This window comes from Actinomadura sp. NBRC 104425, from assembly GCF_030269545.1.
Classification (GTDB): domain Bacteria; phylum Actinomycetota; class Actinomycetes; order Streptosporangiales; family Streptosporangiaceae; genus Spirillospora; species Spirillospora keratinilytica.
In genome coordinates, this window is sequence record NZ_BSTN01000005.1 from 263,719 (window position 1) to 281,493 (window position 17,775).

The following is a 17,775-nucleotide window of genomic DNA, read 5'->3' on the forward strand; positions in this document are numbered from 1 at the left end:
GATCAGGCGGAACACGCCAGGAAGCCGCTGCGTGCCCGCCCCTGCAAGAAGCGGCTGACCGGAGGTTTCAATGAAATTCGGAGTCTTCTACAACCCGATGGTGCCGAAGGCGTCCGGCGAGGACGACTGGGCGCCCGGGCGGGAACGCAAGGCGCTCAACGACATGCTCGAGCAGATCCGTTTCGCCGACAGCCTGGGGTTCGACTACGTCTTCCTGGGCGAGCACCACTTCATGCCCGAGTACGCGCACAACTCGGCCACCGAGGTCCTGCTGGGCGCCCTGAGCCAGACGACCACCAACATCCGGATCGGCACCGGAATCGTGCACGCCTCGCACAACGACCCGATCCGCACCGCCGAACGCATCGCCACCCTCGACCAGCTGACCGCCGGCCGAGCGGAGTTCGGTTTCGGCCCGGGCACACCGCAGGAGATCGAACCGTGGCTGAAGGAGGATCTGCCGCGCAGGGCGGAGCGCGCCGACGCCTCCGCGCAGATCTCTATCGACGTGCTGGCCAGCCGAAAGGTCTGGCCGGGGGCCGACAACGAGTTCTTCCAGTTCCCCGCCGGCAACGTCGTTCCGAAGTCGTTCCAGACGCCGCACCCTCCGCTGTGGACGTCGACGTCCAGGCCCGGTCAGGCGCGCAGTGTCGCCGCGCGTGGGCTGGGTCAGCTCATGCTCACCCTCGCCGGCCCCGAGTCCGTCGCCAGCGAGGTCGAGCTCTACTGGGAGACGCTGCGCAGCGGGGCCGTGAAGCCGATGGGCCGCGGCATCAACCCCGCCGTCTTCACGTTCACCGTCGGTCTGCTCGCCCCCACCGACGAGCTGGCCCAGGAGCGGGCCCGCGAGGGCGTGGAGTTCTACGGGTTCGGGCTGACCGGCGGCGCGATGGCCCGCATCGGCGACCCCGAGCACCACCTCTGGGACGCGTTCCAGGACTTCAAGGCCGGCCGCGGCGACATCCGCCTCGAGGCCGGTACACCGCCGATGATGCTCGAAATGGGCGCCCGGTTCGCCGACCTTCCGGGTGTGATGATGTGCGGCCCGGAGAAGGCGCGGGAGTTCACCCGGCAGATCGAGGCCACGCACGCCGACGGCCTGCTGCTCAACCAGCAGTTCGGGTGGACCGAGCACGAGCACCTGATGGAGTCGCTGGAGATCTGGGCGACCCAGGTGATCCCGGAGTTCCGCGAGCGGGAGGCCGAGCACCAGGCCTGGCGCAAGGAACAACTCGACGGCATCGCCCTGCCCGTCGTGACGTCCGTCTGAGCCGCGGCGATACCCGTGACCATCAAGGACATCCGACTCGGACGCACCCCGGCGCGAGTCGCCGGTCGGGCGTCCCCGCCGCGCGGCGGCGTCGTGGCGCTGCACCAGGCCCCCGGCTACTCTGCGCAGACCGCCGCGTGGCTCGAGCGCCTGGCCGCGGAGGGTCACCTGGCGGTGGCCCCGCTCCTGCTCCACCGGCAGGGCGTGACGGCCGCGAACCCGGTTGAGCGGTTCGGCGGTGACCTCGCCGCCTTCGCCGAGCTCCTCCCAGAGGACGACGACCTCCGCACCGACATGGCGGCCGTGCTCGACCACTTCGAGTCCGCCGGGATCACGCCGTCGGCGACCGGCATCGTCGGCTTCTCCTACGGCGGCCGGGCGTCGTACCTGGTCGCCGCCGAGCGGGCCATGGGCGCCGCGGCGAGCTTCTACGGCTGCGGTGTCCAGCGCCAGTCCTTCGAGGCAACGACGGGCTGCCCGCGTTGGACGACGCACCGCGGGCCTGCGCACGCCGTGGCTCGGCCTCTTCGGCGAAAAGGGCTTCATGCCGGCGCCCGGCGAGCTCGACGAGTGGGAACCGGACCTTCGGTAGGCCCCCGTGCCCGCCCGCCTGGCCCGCTACCCCGACGCCGGGCACGCCTTCGACGTTGGACATGCCGCTGGGCCCCGGACCGCCCACCACCTTCTACGTGACGGACGCGACCGAGGACGCGACGAACCTGGCCCTCGACTTCCTCAGGGCCTGCCTGCACTGACCGGTCCCCGGGTGGGGCGCCGCGGCCGGACACTCGCCCGGGGCCTGCTGCTTACAAGGAGTACAGCTGTGACACGCGCACTTGACGGACTGCGGGTGGTGGACTTCGGCCAATGGCTGGCCGGACCGCTGCTGGCGGCCTGGCTGGCCGACGCCGGCGCCGACGTCGTCCGCGTCGACCCGCCCGGCGGACCGCGGTGGAAGCACCCGGCCAACGCGATGCTGCAACGCGGCAAGCGGAGCATCGTCCTGAACCTGCACGACGCCGGCGACCGTGCGGTGGCACGGCGCCTCGTCGAGCGGGCCGACATCGTGGTGGAGAACTTCCGCCCCGGGGTGATGGACCGCCTCGGCCTCGGCCCCGAGCCGATGCTCGCGGCCAACCCCCGGCTGCTCTACTGCTCCCTGCCCGGCTTCGGCTCCGACGACCCCCGCGCCGGCCTCCCGGGGTGGGAGGGCGTCGTCTCCGCCGCCGCCGGCCTGTACCTGTACCCCGGCTGCACCCCGATGGACTACATCGGCGACCGCAGCGGCGAACCGATCTACAGCGCGGTACCGGCGGCCTCGTCCTACGCGGCCATGGTGGCCGCGCACTCGGTCACCGCCGGCCTCATCGCGCGCGAGCGGACCGGTCTGGGCCAGCGCATCGAAGTCCCGTTGTTCGACGCCTGCTTCGAACTGATCGGCGCCAGCGTGATGAAGACCGATGCCCCGCGGCCGGCGGCGAAGGGCCCCCGCCTCACCAACGACATGCCTCAGCTCGGCCACTACCGGTGCGCCGACGGCAAGTGGCTGGAGCTGTGCCTGTTCCAGGACAAGCACCTGCGGTGGTTCGCCGAGACCTTCCTGCCGCAGGAGTACATCGACGACGGCATGGCGGACCCCGAGCGCATGCTCACCGACAGGGAGCTGCAGGAGCGGGCCCGCAGGCGCTACGCCGAGCTGTTCGCGACCCGTCCCGCACGGGAGTGGGAGATCGCCATCAACGAGGAGAGCGGCGCATCCGCCGCCCTCTGCCAGAGCACGGAGGACTGGCTCACCCGCGACTCGCACGCCCGCGACTCCGGAGCGGTCATCGAACTCGACGACCCCGAGCTCGGCCGCACCGCGCAGGCCGGTTTCCCGATCCGCATGTCCGCCACGCCCCCCGGGGTGTCCTTCCCCCGGCGTCCTCTCGACGCCGACCGCGAGGATATCCTCGCCGAGCTGGACCGCCCGGCGCCGGCCCCGGCAAAGCCGACCGGGGAGGCCGGCAAGGCACTGGCCGGGGTCCGCGTCCTCGACGTCTCCCAAGTGCTCGCCGGGCCCACGGTCGGCCGGATCCTCGCCGAGTACGGCGCCGACGTCGTGAAGATCCACAGCTTCGTCGACCGGCAGCTCGGCATGCACTTCTACACCAACAGCGGCAAGCGCTCGATCATGCTCGATCTCAAGAAGCCGGAGGGGATGGCCGTCTTCGAGCGCCTCGCCGACGGCATCGACGTCTTCGTGCAGAACTTCACGCGCGGTGTCGCCGACCGGATGGGCATCGGTGAGCAGGCCCTGCGGAAGCGGAACCCGGGGCTGATCTACGCCTCGATCAGCGCCTTCGGACACGAGGGCTACCGCGGCGGCTGGCGGGGGCGCGAGCAGCTCGGCCAAGGCCCCACCGGCATGCAGACCCGCCTCGGAGGCGACGGCGAACCCCTCATGGCGCCCTACCCCTACAACGACTACGGGTCGGGCAACCTCGCCGCCTTCGCCGTGCTCCTGGCTCTCTACCACCGCCTTCGAGGAGGCCGGGGCCAGCACGTCCAGTCGTCCCTCGCCCACAGCGCCACCTTCCTCCAGGTGCCGTACATGGTGGCCTTCCCCGGCCGGGTCTGGGACGAGCCGCGAGGGCAGTCCGCCAAGGGATGGGGCCCCTACGACCGGCTCTACCCCGCCGCCGACCGCTGGTTCTACCTCTGCGCCCCCGACGGCCTCGGCGCGGTGCCGGAGCTGGCCGGCCTCGATGAACAAGAGCTGGAGACGACGTTCCGCACCGCACCGGCGCAGTCGTGGATCGACCGGCTGACCGCAGCGGGCATCAGCGCCCACGTCCTGGTCGACCAACCCGACCTCATGGACGACGAGGTGGTCCTCTCCCGCGGGCTGGCCATCGAGCGCGACCATCCCGGCTTCGGACGTGCACGGATGGCCGGCCCCTCACGCCGGTTGTCCATGACCCCGCCGGTGCCCGGAAGGCCCGTCGGTCCGCCCGGATCCGACACCCGCGCCGTGCTGACCGAACTGGGTTTCGACGCGGACGAGCTCATCGGCCGAGACGTCGCCCGCCAGGGTCTGCCCGAGGGCACGACGTTCGTAGGGATGTTCCGATGACCGCTGTACCAGACACCGGTTCCGACACGGGCAGAGCGCCCGACCGAGACCGCCGGCGGCGAGCCGCAGGCGGCTTCCGGAAGGTCGCGGTCGGCGCCGCGGCCCCGGTGACCATGGTGGCGGGCATGCCCGACGGGCGGCCGCACAGGACGAGGTGAGCGCGTTCGCCCCCTCTCGACGAGCCGGCCCATCGGGTACTCGTTCCTTCACACCGTGGTTCCGGCCTGCTCCCGCTCATCCGCGCTCCGGTTGCTTCCGGGGGACGTCCTCGGCGCGGATCGATTCCCGCCGACGCCGGCGTTCGCCCGCGAGGGCACCGACCACGGCCTGCCGCGGTGGCCGGGCGTTTCGGGCCGACGCCTGCCGGGTCCGACCGGTTCGTCGTCGATGGGGGCCATGTCGCCGTCCTGGACGGCGACATGGCCGCCCGTACCAGCCCTGCCGAACACCGGCGGAATGGACCGGACCTGCGGCGCCCGCACCGCCCAGACCGGGACGGCTGCGTCCGGCGCCGCCTCAGTGCGGCCGGCTCGCGATCGCGGCACCGGGTCGGCGTCTTTGCCGGCCCGGCGTGCCGCACCGCCGGCGAAGGAATCGCGGCCACGACCGAAGGCCCGCCGCCGAAGGTGCCGCTCACGACATCCGCGCCGACCGCGTCCTTGACGGCGGCCGGTCGGCGAACCTCCCCGGCGCCCCTTGACGAGCGCTCAGGTGAAGATCAGGCGGGACGAAAGGTCCCGGCCGTATCCCACGGGCGATGGCCGGCCGGCGGCAGGGTGGGATGCTCCCGTCCTTCATGCGGGGCCGGCACGCCCGGCCCGGTGTTCAGCTGCCCGGATGCGCGCGGGGCCGTGTGCCGCCGCTGCCCCCTTACACCTACAGTGGTTCCGTGTCGTCGGGAAACAGCGTGGTCGCGCGCAACATGCGACTTCTGAGAGAGCAGCGGGGCATGTCGCTGGCCGAACTGGCCAGGCAGGCGGGGCTGGCCAAGCAGACGCTGTCCACGATCGAGCAGGGGTCGGGAAACCCCACCGTGGACACCCTGTTCGCGATCGCGAACGCGCTCGGCGTACCGGTGACGCGGCTGGTGGCCGAACGCGAGCAGGTGATGGTCGTGCAACGCGGCGACGAGGTGGTGTGGCACGACCACGGCGGCTACGAGTCCCGCTCGCTCGACCACATCTACGGCTCCGGCGTGATCGAGAACTATCTGCTCCGCATCGCGCCGGGCTCCAGTGAGACCTCGCTCCCACACCCGGTCGGCACCTTGGAGCACCTGTACGTGATCAGCGGACGGGTGCGGGTCGGTCCGGTCGACCTTGCGATGGAGCTGTCCGCCGGCGACTTCGTCCGGTATCCGGGCGACCGGCCGCATGTATACGAGTCTTTGGATGGAGAGTGCCTGGTCCACCTGGTGGTGAGCGTGCCGCGGGTGCAGCCGGGCACAGGAGCGACCGGGGTCACCAGGACCCACGGCAACGGTGTGCGTTGATCGTTCCGGCGTGCCCGGGGATCGCGCGGCCCGGTGACGTCTCCGCCGCGCTGACACCGCCCCGCTTGCCGCAGCTCCCCCGTCGGCCATCTCCAACCAGGCCATGACCTGCATCGTCAATTAAAATGGACGGCCATCCCAACTTGACAGACAGGGTCGCGATGGACAATGCTGTCCATTGAAATAAGTATGTTGTCACTTTAAAGTGACGCCCCCCTCCGGAGACCATCATGAGCACGCCCGCACCTCGTGATGACCGTGCGGCGGTCGAGAAGGCCGTCAGTCTGCTGGCCTCCTTCGGCGACCAGACGAACGCCGGGCTGGGCGTGAGCGAACTGGCCAGACGCGCCGCGCTGAGCAAGTCGACCGCGTTCCGGCTGCTGGGAATCCTGGAACGCAACGGGGTCGTCGAGAAGGTCGGACGCAAGTACCGCCTGGGCGAGCGGCTGTACGAGCTGGGCAGCAAGGTGTACGACCCCGACCACGACCGGATCCGCGACGCGCTCACCCCGTTTCTCGCGGACCTGTACGAGCTGACCCACGAGACCGTCCATCTGGCGGCCCTGCACGGAACCGACGTGGTCTATCTGGCGAAGCTCTACGGCCACCGGCAGGTGCGGTCCCCGTCACGCATCGGCGGCCGGGTGCCCGCCTACTGCACGGCGGTGGGCAAGGTGCTGCTGGCCTACGACCATGAGGCCCTGGAGCGGGTGCTGCGGGCCGAGCTGCAGCCACTGACACCGAACACCATCACCGATCCCGACCGGCTCGCCGCAGAGATCGCCAAGGTGCGCGCCGAGGGCGTGGCGTTCGACGACGAGGAGGCGACACCCGGTCTCAGCTGCATCGCCGTCCCCGTTCTCGGACACGGCGGCAGGGCCGTGGCCGCCATGTCCGTATCCACGGCCACCGGCCGCCTCAACACCAGGGCGCAGGCTCCCACCCTGCGCCGGGTGAGCGCGGCTGCGGCCCAGCACCTCATGCGCGTCCGACGGCGGCCCGCCCCTGTGCGCGCCATCGCCGGAACCACGCTCACCGGGTGCGCCCACAGGGATGCTCGGCAGCCTGAATCGCCGGAGTACCGGGCCGTCCCGGTCACCGGTGCGCGATGAGCGGATCCCGCCCCGAGAGCATGCGGGGCCGCCCGACGCGTCGGGCGGCCCCGCATGCCGAGGCGGTCAGGGGATCACGGCGAGCGGCGGGAGGAGTCGTACCTGGATGCGGCGCCCGCCCGACCACGGACGGGCGGGGACCGTGCAGCGCGCGGGCGGTCAGGTCTCCGGGACGTGATCGAGATCGATGTCGGTCCTGGTCACCCAGTCGGGCTCGACCACCAGCAGGCTCAACTGCCGGTCGGCCAGGTCGACGTCGACGACGCGGCGGAAGCCGGCGCACTCGGCGGCGGCCACCTGATCCGCATCGCCTTCCGGTGCGGCGTACACCACCCTCCGGCACTCGGGGTCGGCCCGTTGCACGGCCTCGGCCAGCTCCCGGAGCAGCGCGGTCAGCGCTTCGTCCGCCACAGCGTCGGTGACCTGCACCTCCACGTCCCGGGCGCCCACCGGGTAGGCGTCGCGGAGGCGCCCGGCGGCACAGCGCTCCACGTGCACGCCGGCATCGACACCGCCGTCCCTCAGGCGGAGCCGCCCGGAGCAGCGTTTCCAGTCCTCCACCGCGACCTGCCATCCGCCCTCGAGATGGAGGACGGGAATCGGCGGCACCTCGGTCATGTCAGCTCCCCTCGCCGACCAGCCGGCGGATGGCGACCTTGTCCAGCTTGCCGGACGCGTTCCTCGGCACGTCCTGGACGATCTTCAGCCTTCTGGGCAGCTTGTACCTGGCCAGATGACGGGCGGCGTGCTCGCGCACGTCCTCCAGGGTGATCGTCGCCCCTTCGGCCGGCTTGACCACCGCGACGACGGTCTCGCCCCACTGCTCGTCGGGCGCTGCGACGACGGCGGCGTCGGCGACGCCCGGCATGGCGGCCAGCACCCGCTCGACCTCGGCCGGGTAGACGTTCTCACCGCCGCTGATGATCATGTCTTTGAGCCGGTCGACGATGTAGAGGTAGCCGTCCTCGTCGAGATGGCCGACGTCGCCGGAGTGGAACCAGCCGGCGTCGTCGAACGCGGCGGCGGTGGCCTCGGGGTTCTCCCAGTAGCCCGGGGTGACGTTCGGTCCGCGTACGACGATCTCCCCGGGCACGCCCGCTTCCACGGGCCGGTTGGTCGCCGGGTCGACGACCCGCACCTGTGTGTACGGCATCGGGATGCCGGCGGAGCCGAGTTTGGCGAGGGTGTGCTCGACCGGCAGATGGGTCGCGAACGGTGCGGTCTCGGTGAGCCCCCATGCCTGTTGCAGGTGGATGCCGTGCTCGGCGTACAGCTCGATCAGGGACGGCGGCACGGGTGCACCGGCGACGACGATCGTGCGCAGGCTGCTGAGATCGGCGTCGAAGACCCCGGGCACGCGGGCGAGTGCGGCCAGCATGGCGGGCACCGCGAACATGGAGTTCACCCGGTGGGCCACCAGGTCGTCCAGACACGTCTTCGGGTCGAAGGAACGCCGGACGACCACGGTGCCGCCGCGGACCAGCGTGCGCAGCGCGAAGCTGTTGAGCGCCCCGATGTGGAAGAGCGGCGCCGCCGCGTACGTCACGTCGCCGCGACGGGTGTCGAGCATGGTGTCCACGTTGACGGAGTTCCACCAAGCGTTGCCGTAGGTCAGGATGACGCCCTTGGGCAGGCCGGTGGTGCCGGAGGTGAACATCAGGATCGCCGGATCGTCGAAGCCCTTGGCCGCCACCGACGAAACCGGCGGGGCCGCGGCGATGAGGCCGGACCAGGGCTCCCAACCGTCGGCGGCCTCGGCGGCGGGCACCTGCGGGTCGTCGTCCACCAGGAGGAACCGCCTGAGCGCGGTCCCGCCGCGGACCTTGTCGACGCCGGCGCGGTGCGCCTCCTCGCACACGATCGTGCCGGCGCCGCTCTTGCGCAGGACCTGTTCCAGCTCCGGTTCGGCGAGGCGGAAGTTGACCGGCACGAAGATGGCGCCGAGCCGGAACGAGGCCAGCATCGCGACCACGAACGAGGCGCTGTTCAGCCCGAGGTAGGCGACCCGGTCACCGGCTGCGACACCGCCGCGCGACAGCACGGTCGCCAGCCGCGCCGCCTTGTCGTCAAGCTGGGCGTAGGTGAGGTCTCCGCCTTCGTAGCGGATGACGGTGACGTCGCCGTGGTGGCGGGCGTTGCGCGCGACCGCGGACGCGGGGTTGACGTCGACGTTGAGGCCGGAGTTGGCCGGGTGGGGGTGGGGCACGGTCGTCTCCTCAGAGGTGGTCGCCGCCGGCGGCGCGGGCGAACCCCCGAACGCCGATGCCGCCGTCGACCTGGATCGCGTGTCCGGTGATGGGCCCGCTCTGCTCGCGGGCGGCCAGCAGCACGTAGGGTGCGGTGAAGTCGCGCGGGTCGGTGCTGGAGTCGTGCAGCGGAATGGGCGGCGGCGGGGCGTCGGGCCGCTTCTTGGCGAAGGACGCTCCGATCGAGCGGTCCCGCATGCCCAGCGCCTCGGGGCCGCGCAGGTCGGTGTTCATTCCTCCGCAGGCGACGCCGTTCACCCGCACCTTGGGGGCGAGTTCGTAGGCGAGCTCGCGCATGAGGCCGAGGCAGGCGTGCTTGCTGGCGGTGTAGAGCGGACCGCCGCCGTTGGTGTAGAAGGACGCGTTGGACAACGTCATCACGATGCTGCCGCGCGTCTTCACCAGCTCGGGCCAGGCGGCCTCGGCCGCGAGCAGGTAGCCCTTGACGTTGATGGAGAACACCTCGTCGAAGGCGGTGTCCAGCTCCTCGGCGGACAGGCGGGTGAGCTGACGGTGGTAGTCCCACACTCCGGCGTTGGCCACAAGGGTGTCCAGCTTGCCGAAGCGCTCCACGGTCTCGGCCACGGCGGTGTGCAGCCGGCCGGAATCGCGGACGTCGCCGGTGACCGCGTGCATCCTGGACGGGTCGGCCGCGGACCGCACGACCTCCGCGAGCTGGTCGCCGTCCCGGCCGAAGACCGTGACCGCGGCGCCCTCGGCCAGGAAGCGTTCGGCGACGGCACGGCCGATGCCCGAGCCGCCCCCGGTGATGAGGGCGGCGTACCCCTCCAGCCAACCGCTCATGACCGCCCCGTCAGGAAGCCGGTGACCAATTCCTCGAACTCGCGCTGCCTCTCGAGCTGGACCCAGTGACCGCAGCGGCCGAAGACGTGCAGTTGCACGTCGCGGATCTGCCTGAGCATGAGCTGGGCGCCGTCGAGGGTGATCGTGCGGTCGTCGCGCCCCCACAGCAGCAGCGTCGGCGCCTTGATCTTGTGCAGGTCCCGCCAGAGCGGGTCCATGCCGCCGCGCTTGGCGAATGCGGCGTTGTAGCGGTGGTAGAAGGCGATGTGGCTCTCGTCGAGCGACGCCTCGTAGCGCGCGCGGACGACGTCGGCGCCGAACTTCTTGTGGTCGAAGACCATGGTGCGGATGAAGGCGGCCATCTTCTTCTCGCTCGGCCCGTCGCCGTTGAAGTAGCGGTACATCGCCTTCTGCCCCTCGGTCGGGGTGGGCCCGAACGGGAGCCAGCCGCCGCCGGGGGCCATCAGCACCAGCCGGTCGACCCGGTCCGGGCGCTGCTGGGCCATGGCGATCGCGGCGGCGCCGCCCAGGCTGTTGCCCAGCAGGTGGAAGGTGCCGATGCCGAGCGCGTCGAGCGCCTGGAAGAGGGCGTCCACCGTGATCTCGGTGATCGACCGTTCGTCCAGGTCCTGCTCGGTGGGCCGGTAGCTGCCCCCGAAGCCGGGCTGGTCGGGCAGCACGACGCGGAAGCGGCGGGACAAGGCCGGCAGGTTCTGGTGGTAGTTGCCGATGCCGGAGGCGCCCGGGCCGCCGCCGTGCAGCATCACCAGCACCGGCCCCTCGCCCACCTCGGCCACGGCGATCTCGCCGAGGGACGTGGACACCTGGTGCTGCTTGAGGTCGAGGTCGGTCACGGGGGTTCCCATCAGAAGAAGGTCGAGATGTTCTTGGCCAGCAGGATGTTCTGGTCGAGCAGGATGGTCCGGCGGGCGATCCGGAAGTTCTCGCCGGTGCGGCGCAGGATGTCGGTGCGGGTGCCGGCGAACACGTTCTCCTCTCGCTCCAGGCGGTTGCGGTAGACGAGGAACGCCGACCTGGCGAGCAGGTCGTCCTCGGTGAATCCGGGGTGCTCGGCGGGGTCCACGTGCCGGACCCGCACGTTCGTCACCAGGTGGCGGGTCCGCGAGGGCGGGTCCTCCGACCATGCCATGCCCGAGTCGAACCTGCGGATGCGCCAGGCGAGGCTCTCCTTGCTCTCGTCGAAGAAGGCGGCCTCGCCCCGCGCGGCCACGGACTGCGCCTGCTGGCGCCGCAGCCGGTTGGTGCGGGTCGGCATCCAGTAGTCGAGGTCGTCGGCGAGCAGGTCGAGCCAGTCGGCGTAGCGTCCGGCGTCGAGGAGGTCGGCCTCCTCGTAGTAGAACTGCTCGACCGCGAAGTGGGTGTCACGGTCGGCGCGCATCCCCGCACGCGACCGGGTGCCCGCGGCCGGGCTCTGCTCAGTGGCGGTGCTCACGGTGTCATTCGATCCCTTCACCAGGGCGGGGCGGTACGAGATGTGCCGTAGAGCGGCACATGATCAGCGCAGCAGTGCGCGCAGGTTCACGGAGGGGTCCTCCAGCCGCGCCGGATCGATTCGGACGCGGCGGTCGATCATCCTGCGGGCGGCCCGGACGGCGGTCGGGTCGTCGACCGCGGCGGCGGCCACGACCAGCCCGGCACGCAGGCCGAACACCGAGAACGCGGGGTCGTCGAACGAGCCGCGGATTACGACCTGGTCGGCCTCCGCCATCCGACCGACGGCCTCCACATGGCGTCCGTGCCGGTCCGTCCAGAACCACGGGGCGGTGGCCGGCGGCGCGGGCCTGCCGAGAAGGGTCGCCGCCGCTCGTGCGGCGTCCTGCTGGGCGGCCTCCCAGTGTTCGGTGCGCGGCAGCAGGAGGCCGTCCCGCCGGGTCCGCGCGGAGTCTCCCACGGCCAGCACCGCCGGATTCGAGGTCACCTGGCAGGTGTCCACGACGATGCCGCGCTCGGTCTCCAGTCCTGCCGCGACGGCGAGCGCGGTCTGCGGCACCATGCCGACGCCGAGGACGGCGGCGTCGAACACGCGCGGCTCGTGTCCGCTGGAGAAGCGGGCCGCGATGCCGGCCGCGGTCGGCTCGAACGACTCCACTCCGGCCGGCACGACCGCGATGCCCCGCGCGGCGTGCTGGCCGTGCAGCCATGCGGCCAGGTCGATGCCGACCGCGGCGGCCAGCGGAGGATTCACCGGGTCGGCCAGGACGACCTCGCAACCGAGGTCGACGGCGGTCGAGGCGACCTCGGCGCCGATCAGGCCGGCGCCGACGACCAGGAGGCGGGCTCCGGGCACCAGGACCGTGCGGAGCCGGTCGGCGTCCTCGGCCTCGCGGAGCACATGCACCCGTTCGCCGTCACTTCCCGGAATGGGCGGGCGTGCCGCACCGCCGCCGGTGGCGAGCACCACCCGGTCGGCGGGCAGCAGCCTGCCCCCTGCGAGTTCGACCGCGCCTTCCGCCGGGCGCAGGGCGGTGACGGCGGTCAGATTGACCAGCCGTACGTCCTGCTGGTCGTACCACTGCGGGGTCCGCAGGGCGATCTGCTTCAAGTCCCTGCGGCCGGCCAGGTACTCCTTCGACAGGGGCGGGCGGTCGTAGGGGAACTCGCCGGTGTCGACCAGCGTGAGATCGCCGTCGAAACCGCCCGCTCGCAGGGCAGCGACCGTGCTGACGCCGGCGATGCCGCCGCCCACGACCACCACGCGGGAGATGTCGGCATCCATGGTCACGGTGTCTCGTTCGGGAAGAGGTAGACTTCGCCGTCGCGGACCTCGACCCGGTGCGGGCAGGTGCTCCTGGTCGCGGGCAGGTTCTGGACCTCGCCGCTCTTCAGGCAGAACCTGCTGGCGTGCAGCGGGCATTCGACGTACCCGTCCTCGACCCAGCCCTCGGCGAGGGAGGCGTCCTCGTGGGTGCAGGTGTCGTCGAGCGCCCAGACGCTGCCGTCGGTGTCGCGCAGCAGGGCGATGTCGTCCGCGGTGCCGGTGACCGACTTGTCGATGACGATGCCCTCACCCTCGGGAATGTCCTCCAGCGCCGCGACGCGGATGCCGTTGCTCACTCATCCTCCTCATGCCAGGCCGGGGTGTTCATCAGTTCGCGCCAGCGCGAGTAGAACGACCGGCCGGCGGCGTCACTGTAGAGTTCGCTGGTCCGCCCCGGATAGCGGCCGTCCTCACGTTCGGTGCCGAGCCCCATCTGGTAGTTGAGCGCCACGCCGTTGGTGATGAAGCCGTGCGAGATGGCCTGCACCTCGCTCCAGTTCTCGCCGTCGTCCTGCTCGAAGATTCCGCTGGGGCCGAACGTCCGCAGGTTGTAGAGCCGCTGCGCCTCGCGGACTTCGGGCGGCATGGACTTGTCCACGATCGTCCAGGCCCAGACCTCCATCCGGTCGGGGCCCTTGGGGTGCCAGACGCGGATCGAGCCGTTGACGGGCAGGTAGGAGAAGTTGGGGAAGACGGTGGCGTGCCCGTTGGTCAAAGGCCCCTCCACGCGGGCGTCACCGAGCCGTTCGCGCAGGGCGTCGTAGTCCATCCACTTGTGGACGGTGTTGGCGTCGAAGCGGTTCTTGGGGTGGACCGGGAAGCCCGCGCCGTGGCCCTTAGGGTCGACGTACTGGCGTCCGGTGCGGTGGACGATCTCGTCCTTGGGCGGCCTGCCGGACAGGGTCATGAGCGCGGACGCGTGGCTCATGTTGACGTGGTACCAGTCGGTCGCGAACTGCTCGGCGGCCAGCTTCCAGTTGCCTTCGAGCACCCACTTGTGGACGCCGCCCACCACGACGGTGCCTTCCTCGTCGTGGTCGAGCATCGCGTCCATGTACCAGGTCATGTCCCCGAGCGCCTCGCGCAGCGGCACGGGGTCGGGGTTCCAGGTGCCGAAGATCAGGCCGCGGTAGCTGTCGACGTGGGGCACCTCGACCAGGCCCCACTCCCGCGTGTCGAAGGAGGAGGGGTAGGAGTCCCTGTTGGGGACGCTGACCAGCTTGCCCTCCAGGTCGAAGGCCCAGCCGTGGTAGGTGCAGGTGAAGTTGCGCGTCGTGCCGTGGTCGGCGCGGCAGACCCGGGCGCCCCGGTGCCTGCAGGAGTTCAGGAACGCGCGGATCCGCCGGTTCCGGTCCAGGGTGACGATGACCGGGTCCTCCCCCATGTAGGTGGTGAAGAAGTCGCCCGGCTTGTGGAACTGGTCGGCGTGCGCGAGGAACAGCCAGCTCGGCGCGAAGACCCGGCGCAGTTCCTGTTGGTAGATCTGCTGGTCGGTGAAGATCACACGATCCAGCAGCCCGCCCTCGGCATCGACGAGCCCGGACACGTCGATGTTCCGCCTCAGCTCGGCCGGGCGCCGCAACGCCCCGCGCGGCGCCCTCGTGGCCGCGTTCTGGGGTTCGATCGTCGAGGTCATGCCCCCAGGCAACAGCAGCGGGAACGCCGGATACCAACGCTTGTGCCACACAGCGGCACATCCGCTGTCAGAACACGGTGATCATCGGCGAACGTAGCGGCATGCAAGCCGCTATCGCCGTCTCCCAGAGCGCGACCGCCCCGCTCACCGGACTCGTTCTGGACGAGGCGCCCGAACCCGAAGCCGAACCCGGCTGGTCGGTCGTCCGGGTCGTTTCATCCTCGCTCAACATGCACGACCTGTGGACTCTGCGCGGTGTCGGCCATCCGGCCGAACGGCTGCCGATCATCCTCGGCTGCGACGCCGCCGGATACGACGAGGCCGGCAACGAGGTCATCGTCCACCCCGTCATCGCCGACCCGGACGCCGGCCGGGGAGACGAGACGCTCGATCCGAACCGCGCCCTGCTGTCCGAACGCCACAACGGCACGTTCGCCGAGTACGTGACCGTCCCGACCCGCAACCTGATTCCCAAGCCGTCGTGGCTGTCCTTCGACGAGGCGGCCTGCCTGCCGGTCGCCTGGACGACCGCGTACCGGATGCTGTTCACCCAGGCGAGGATCAGCCCCGGTGACCGGGTGCTCGTTCAGGGCGCAGGCGGCGGCGTCGCCTCGGCCGCGATCAAACTGGCCGTCGCCGCGGGCGCCATCGTCTACGCCACCAGCCGCAGTGAGGACAAGCGCGCCCAAGCCGTCGCCTGGGGAGCCCGCGCCGCCCTACCGACCGGTGAGCGACTGCCCGAACGCGTCGACGTCGTGATCGAAACGGTCGGCGAGGCCACCTGGTCGCACTCACTCAAATCACTGCGCCCCGGCGGCACCGTCGTCGTCGCCGGCGCGACCAGCGGGATGAACCCGCCCGCCGATCTCGGCCGCGTCTTCTATCTGCAACAGCGCATCATCGGCTCCACCGGATGCACCCGCAGCGAACTGATCGCGCTGCTCACCATGATGGACGCCACCGGCCTGCGCCCGGTGATCGACCGCACGCTGCCGCTCAGCGACATCCACAAAGGCTTCCGACTCATGCTCGACGGGCAGCTCACCGGCAAGCTCGTCATCCACCCGCCCACCCCGGCAGGAGCATCGTCATGACCGCAGCCGTCGGCCTGTCCCACTCCCCTCTCATCGGCAAGAACGACCCCGCACCCGACGTCATCGCGGCCGTCGACGCCGCCATCGACGAGGCGCGCGCCTTCGTCCGCGCCGTCGACCCCGAACTGGTCGTGCTGTACGCCCCCGATCACTACAACGGCTTCTTCTACAAGGAGATGCCGCCGTTCTGCCTGGCCACCGAGGCCGCCGCGGTCGGCGACTTCGGCTCGGCCGCCGGGCCGCTGTCGGTCGACGCCGAGGCCGCCCGCGCGATCGCCCGCGGTGTGCTGGACCGCGGCGTCGATCTGACGGTCTCGGCGCGCATGACCGTCGACCACGGGTTCGCGCAACCGCTGGAGGTGCTGTTCGGCGGGATCGACAAGATCCCCGTGGTGCCCGTCTTCGTCAACGGGGTCGCCACCCCCCTGGGGCCGGTCAGCCGCATCCGGGCCCTCGGCACCGCGGTCGGCGAGGCCGCCGCCGAACTGGACCGGCGGGTGCTGTTCATCGGCTCCGGCGGGCTCTCCCACGACCCGCCCGTCCCGGTACTCGACGGCGCCCCTCCCCGCGTCGCCGACGCGCTCATCGAGGGGCACCCGCCCACCCCCGAGCAGCGGGCCAGGGGCGAACAGCGGGTGATCCAGGCCGGCCGGGACTACGCGGCGGGCGCCACCACGATGATCCCCATCAACCCCTCCTGGGACAACCTGGTCCTGGACACGCTGGAAAGCGGCCGGCTGGCGGAGGTGGACGGCTGGACCGTGGAGTGGATGGGCGCCGAGGGCGGCGGCTCGGCGCACGAGGTGCGCACCTGGATCGCCGCGTTCGCCTCCCTCGCCGCGACCGGCGAATACCGGATGACCTCCCGCTTCTACCGGGCGATCCCCGAGTGGATCGCGGGCTTCGCCGTGACCACCGCCGAGGCGGTGCGCGAAGGAGGCCGGTGATGGTCGGCGCCCGCGAACGCCTCGTCGTCGAGGCCGCGGAACGGCTGTGGACCGCGGCCCTGACACGGCGGCCCTGCGCACCGGTACGCGATCTGCTGGGTGAGACCGACATCGGGCTGGCCTACGCGGTGCAGCGGCGGCTCGCCGAGGACCGGCTGTCGGCCGGGGCCGCCGTGGTGGGCCGAAAGATCGGGCTGACCTCGCCCGCCGTCCAGCGGCAGCTCGGGGTCGGCCAGCCCGACTTCGGCGTGCTGTTCGACGACATGGACGCCTCCGCGCTGCCCGAGGTGCCCGCCGACCGGCTGCTGCAGCCCAAGGCCGAGGCCGAGATCGCCTTCGTGCTGCGGGACGACCTGGACACCGGCGCCCTGAACCCGGCGGCCGTCCGCGCCGCGGTCGACTACGCGGTGCCCGCGTTGGAGATCGTGGACAGCCGGATCGCCGGATGGGACATCACCATCACCGACACGGTGGCCGACAACGCCTCCAGCGGCCTGTTCGTCCTGGGCGAGAACCGGGTGCCGCTCAGCGACTTCGAGCCGGCCGAGGTGACCATGCGGATGTACACCGACGGCAAGCTGGCCTCCGCCGGAGACGGAGCCGCCTGCCTGGGAGATCCGCTCAACGCCCTGCTGTGGCTGGCGCGCACCGCCCGCGACTTCGGCCAGCCGCTGCGCGCCGGGCAGGTCGTCCTGTCCGGCGCGCTCGGCCCCATGGTCACCGTCGCTCCCGGCACCGCCGTGCACGCCGAGATCTCCGTGCTCGGCTCGGTGAGCACCGCCTTCGCCCCCGACAAGGACGAGTGATGGACAAGACCGGCGCAGGCGATCGAGCAGGGTCGGCGGCGCGGGACACGGCAAGGCGATCATCATCCTCACCCCCGCCGAGCCGCCGCTCATCATGCGCGACACCGTCCTGTGCCTGATCGGACGCCGGCCAGGCCGCGGGCGGCCAGCCCGTGCAGGAAGGCAAGCCTTCCGGCGCCGTCCTCGGCCGAGGCCACCTCGCCCCCCGGGACCTCGCGGTGCCCGTCGGCGTTGACACCGCTGGCCACGAGCACCGGCGTCCCGCGGCGCACGATCCTGACCCGCGTGCGGCGAGCGCTCTTCCCTTCGCCTCCTCCCGGACCTCCGGCGCCGTCCGGCGGAATCCTCCCTCAAGGCCGCCTTCTTCTCAACGTCATTCGAGGCCAGGGAACTCAAAAGCTTTGCACGGGTTCCACTCGCTGATTTCCGCGGCTCGGCCTACACCATAATCCGGGTGAATGGCTGGACATACGC

The 17,775-nt window shown here is 71.3% G+C and carries 16 protein-coding genes and 1 pseudogene; 8 read left to right on the forward strand and 9 right to left on the reverse strand.

Annotated features, from left to right (window positions below):
• Positions 1-70 precede the first annotated feature (70 nt).
• From QSK22_RS10965 to QSK22_RS10980, 5 genes are all read left to right on the forward strand, one after another.
• A complete protein-coding gene (locus tag QSK22_RS10965; protein ID WP_285493965.1) occupies positions 71-1,270 on the forward strand; it encodes an LLM class flavin-dependent oxidoreductase in 1,200 nt (399 codons plus the stop codon).
• Between the two features lie 15 nt (positions 1,271-1,285).
• Positions 1,286-1,963, forward strand: a complete 678-nt coding sequence (locus tag QSK22_RS33725; RefSeq protein ID WP_352231433.1) for a dienelactone hydrolase family protein — start codon at positions 1,286-1,288, stop codon at positions 1,961-1,963.
• Positions 1,964-2,093: 130 nt separating this feature from the next.
• Positions 2,094-4,385 carry a CaiB/BaiF CoA transferase family protein gene (locus QSK22_RS10970; protein ID WP_285493966.1) on the forward strand — a complete coding sequence of 764 codons (2,292 nt, stop codon included), beginning with the start codon at positions 2,094-2,096 and terminating at the stop codon, positions 4,383-4,385.
• A gap of 922 nt (positions 4,386-5,307) precedes the next feature.
• Positions 5,308-5,877, forward strand: a complete 570-nt coding sequence (locus QSK22_RS10975; protein ID WP_285493967.1) for a helix-turn-helix domain-containing protein — start codon at positions 5,308-5,310, stop codon at positions 5,875-5,877.
• Between the two features lie 230 nt (positions 5,878-6,107).
• Positions 6,108-6,989: an IclR family transcriptional regulator gene (locus QSK22_RS10980; RefSeq protein ID WP_285493968.1), complete on the forward strand. Its 882-nt coding sequence runs from the start codon at positions 6,108-6,110 to the stop codon at positions 6,987-6,989.
• Positions 6,990-7,148: 159 nt separating this feature from the next.
• Here QSK22_RS10980 and QSK22_RS10985 read toward each other — a convergent pair whose 3' ends face one another.
• The 8 genes from QSK22_RS10985 to QSK22_RS11020 form a co-directional block, all read right to left on the reverse strand.
• Entirely contained in the window at positions 7,149-7,607 is a 459-nt protein-coding gene (locus tag QSK22_RS10985) for a hypothetical protein (RefSeq protein ID WP_285493969.1), read from the reverse strand.
• Position 7,608: 1 nt separating this feature from the next.
• Complete coding sequence (locus tag QSK22_RS10990; RefSeq protein WP_285493970.1) at positions 7,609-9,195, reverse strand: acyl-CoA synthetase; 1,587 nt, start codon at positions 9,193-9,195, stop codon at positions 7,609-7,611.
• Between the two features lie 10 nt (positions 9,196-9,205).
• Positions 9,206-10,039: a 3-(cis-5,6-dihydroxycyclohexa-1,3-dien-1-yl)propanoate dehydrogenase gene (gene hcaB / locus QSK22_RS10995; protein ID WP_285493971.1), complete on the reverse strand. Its 834-nt coding sequence runs from the start codon at positions 10,037-10,039 to the stop codon at positions 9,206-9,208.
• Positions 10,036-10,905, reverse strand: a complete 870-nt coding sequence (locus tag QSK22_RS11000; protein ID WP_285493972.1) for an alpha/beta fold hydrolase — start codon at positions 10,903-10,905, stop codon at positions 10,036-10,038. The genes hcaB and QSK22_RS11000 overlap by 4 nt, the downstream gene beginning before the upstream one ends.
• A complete protein-coding gene (locus QSK22_RS11005) occupies positions 10,905-11,492 on the reverse strand; it encodes a 3-phenylpropionate/cinnamic acid dioxygenase subunit beta (RefSeq protein WP_285493973.1) in 588 nt (195 codons plus the stop codon). The genes QSK22_RS11000 and QSK22_RS11005 overlap by 1 nt, the downstream gene beginning before the upstream one ends.
• A gap of 63 nt (positions 11,493-11,555) precedes the next feature.
• Entirely contained in the window at positions 11,556-12,776 is a 1,221-nt protein-coding gene (locus QSK22_RS11010; protein ID WP_285494048.1) for an NAD(P)/FAD-dependent oxidoreductase, read from the reverse strand.
• A 2-nt stretch (positions 12,777-12,778) separates the two neighbouring features.
• Entirely contained in the window at positions 12,779-13,114 is a 336-nt protein-coding gene (locus QSK22_RS11015; protein ID WP_285493974.1) for a non-heme iron oxygenase ferredoxin subunit, read from the reverse strand.
• Positions 13,111-14,454, reverse strand: a complete 1,344-nt coding sequence (locus QSK22_RS11020; RefSeq protein ID WP_285493975.1) for an aromatic ring-hydroxylating dioxygenase subunit alpha — start codon at positions 14,452-14,454, stop codon at positions 13,111-13,113. The genes QSK22_RS11015 and QSK22_RS11020 overlap by 4 nt, the downstream gene beginning before the upstream one ends.
• Positions 14,455-14,555: 101 nt before the next feature.
• Here QSK22_RS11020 and QSK22_RS11025 point away from each other — a divergent pair, with 101 nt between their 5' ends.
• The 3 genes from QSK22_RS11025 to QSK22_RS11035 are packed head-to-tail and all read left to right on the forward strand — an operon-like array spanning position 14,556 to position 17,301.
• The gene (locus QSK22_RS11025; protein ID WP_285493976.1) at positions 14,556-15,548 is read left to right on the forward strand and encodes a zinc-binding dehydrogenase; all 993 of its coding nucleotides are present in this window, start codon (positions 14,556-14,558) and stop codon (positions 15,546-15,548) included.
• Positions 15,545-16,495 carry a 3-carboxyethylcatechol 2,3-dioxygenase gene (locus tag QSK22_RS11030; RefSeq protein WP_285493977.1) on the forward strand — a complete coding sequence of 317 codons (951 nt, stop codon included), beginning with the start codon at positions 15,545-15,547 and terminating at the stop codon, positions 16,493-16,495. The genes QSK22_RS11025 and QSK22_RS11030 overlap by 4 nt, the downstream gene beginning before the upstream one ends.
• Positions 16,495-17,301: a 2-keto-4-pentenoate hydratase gene (locus tag QSK22_RS11035; protein ID WP_285493978.1), complete on the forward strand. Its 807-nt coding sequence runs from the start codon at positions 16,495-16,497 to the stop codon at positions 17,299-17,301. Before QSK22_RS11030 ends, QSK22_RS11035 begins: the two co-directional genes overlap by 1 nt.
• A gap of 119 nt (positions 17,302-17,420) precedes the next feature.
• Here QSK22_RS11035 and QSK22_RS11040 read toward each other — a convergent pair.
• Positions 17,421-17,555, reverse strand: a pseudogene (locus QSK22_RS11040) (transposase); the annotation flags it as partial.
• Positions 17,556-17,775: the final 220 nt, after the last annotated feature.

Excerpts from the sequence above, each read along its gene's own strand:
- hcaB (WP_285493971.1), bottom strand. The coding sequence starts at position 10,039 with ATGAGCGGTTGGCTGGAGGGGTACGCCGCCCTCATCACCGGGGGCGGC.
- QSK22_RS11000 (WP_285493972.1), bottom strand. The coding sequence starts at position 10,905 with ATGGGAACCCCCGTGACCGACCTCGACCTCAAGCAGCACCAGGTGTCC.
- QSK22_RS11010 (WP_285494048.1), bottom strand. The coding sequence starts at position 12,776 with ATGGATGCCGACATCTCCCGCGTGGTGGTCGTGGGCGGCGGCATCGCC.
- QSK22_RS11025 (WP_285493976.1), top strand. The coding sequence starts at position 14,556 with ATGCAAGCCGCTATCGCCGTCTCCCAGAGCGCGACCGCCCCGCTCACC.
- QSK22_RS11035 (WP_285493978.1), top strand. The coding sequence starts at position 16,495 with ATGGTCGGCGCCCGCGAACGCCTCGTCGTCGAGGCCGCGGAACGGCTG.
- QSK22_RS11020 (WP_285493975.1), bottom strand. The coding sequence starts at position 14,454 with ATGACCTCGACGATCGAACCCCAGAACGCGGCCACGAGGGCGCCGCGC.
- QSK22_RS10980 (WP_285493968.1), top strand. The coding sequence starts at position 6,108 with ATGAGCACGCCCGCACCTCGTGATGACCGTGCGGCGGTCGAGAAGGCC.
- QSK22_RS11030 (WP_285493977.1), top strand. The coding sequence starts at position 15,545 with ATGACCGCAGCCGTCGGCCTGTCCCACTCCCCTCTCATCGGCAAGAAC.
- QSK22_RS10985 (WP_285493969.1), bottom strand. The coding sequence starts at position 7,607 with ATGACCGAGGTGCCGCCGATTCCCGTCCTCCATCTCGAGGGCGGATGG.
- QSK22_RS10975 (WP_285493967.1), top strand. The coding sequence starts at position 5,308 with ATGCGACTTCTGAGAGAGCAGCGGGGCATGTCGCTGGCCGAACTGGCC.
- QSK22_RS10965 (WP_285493965.1), top strand. The coding sequence starts at position 71 with ATGAAATTCGGAGTCTTCTACAACCCGATGGTGCCGAAGGCGTCCGGC.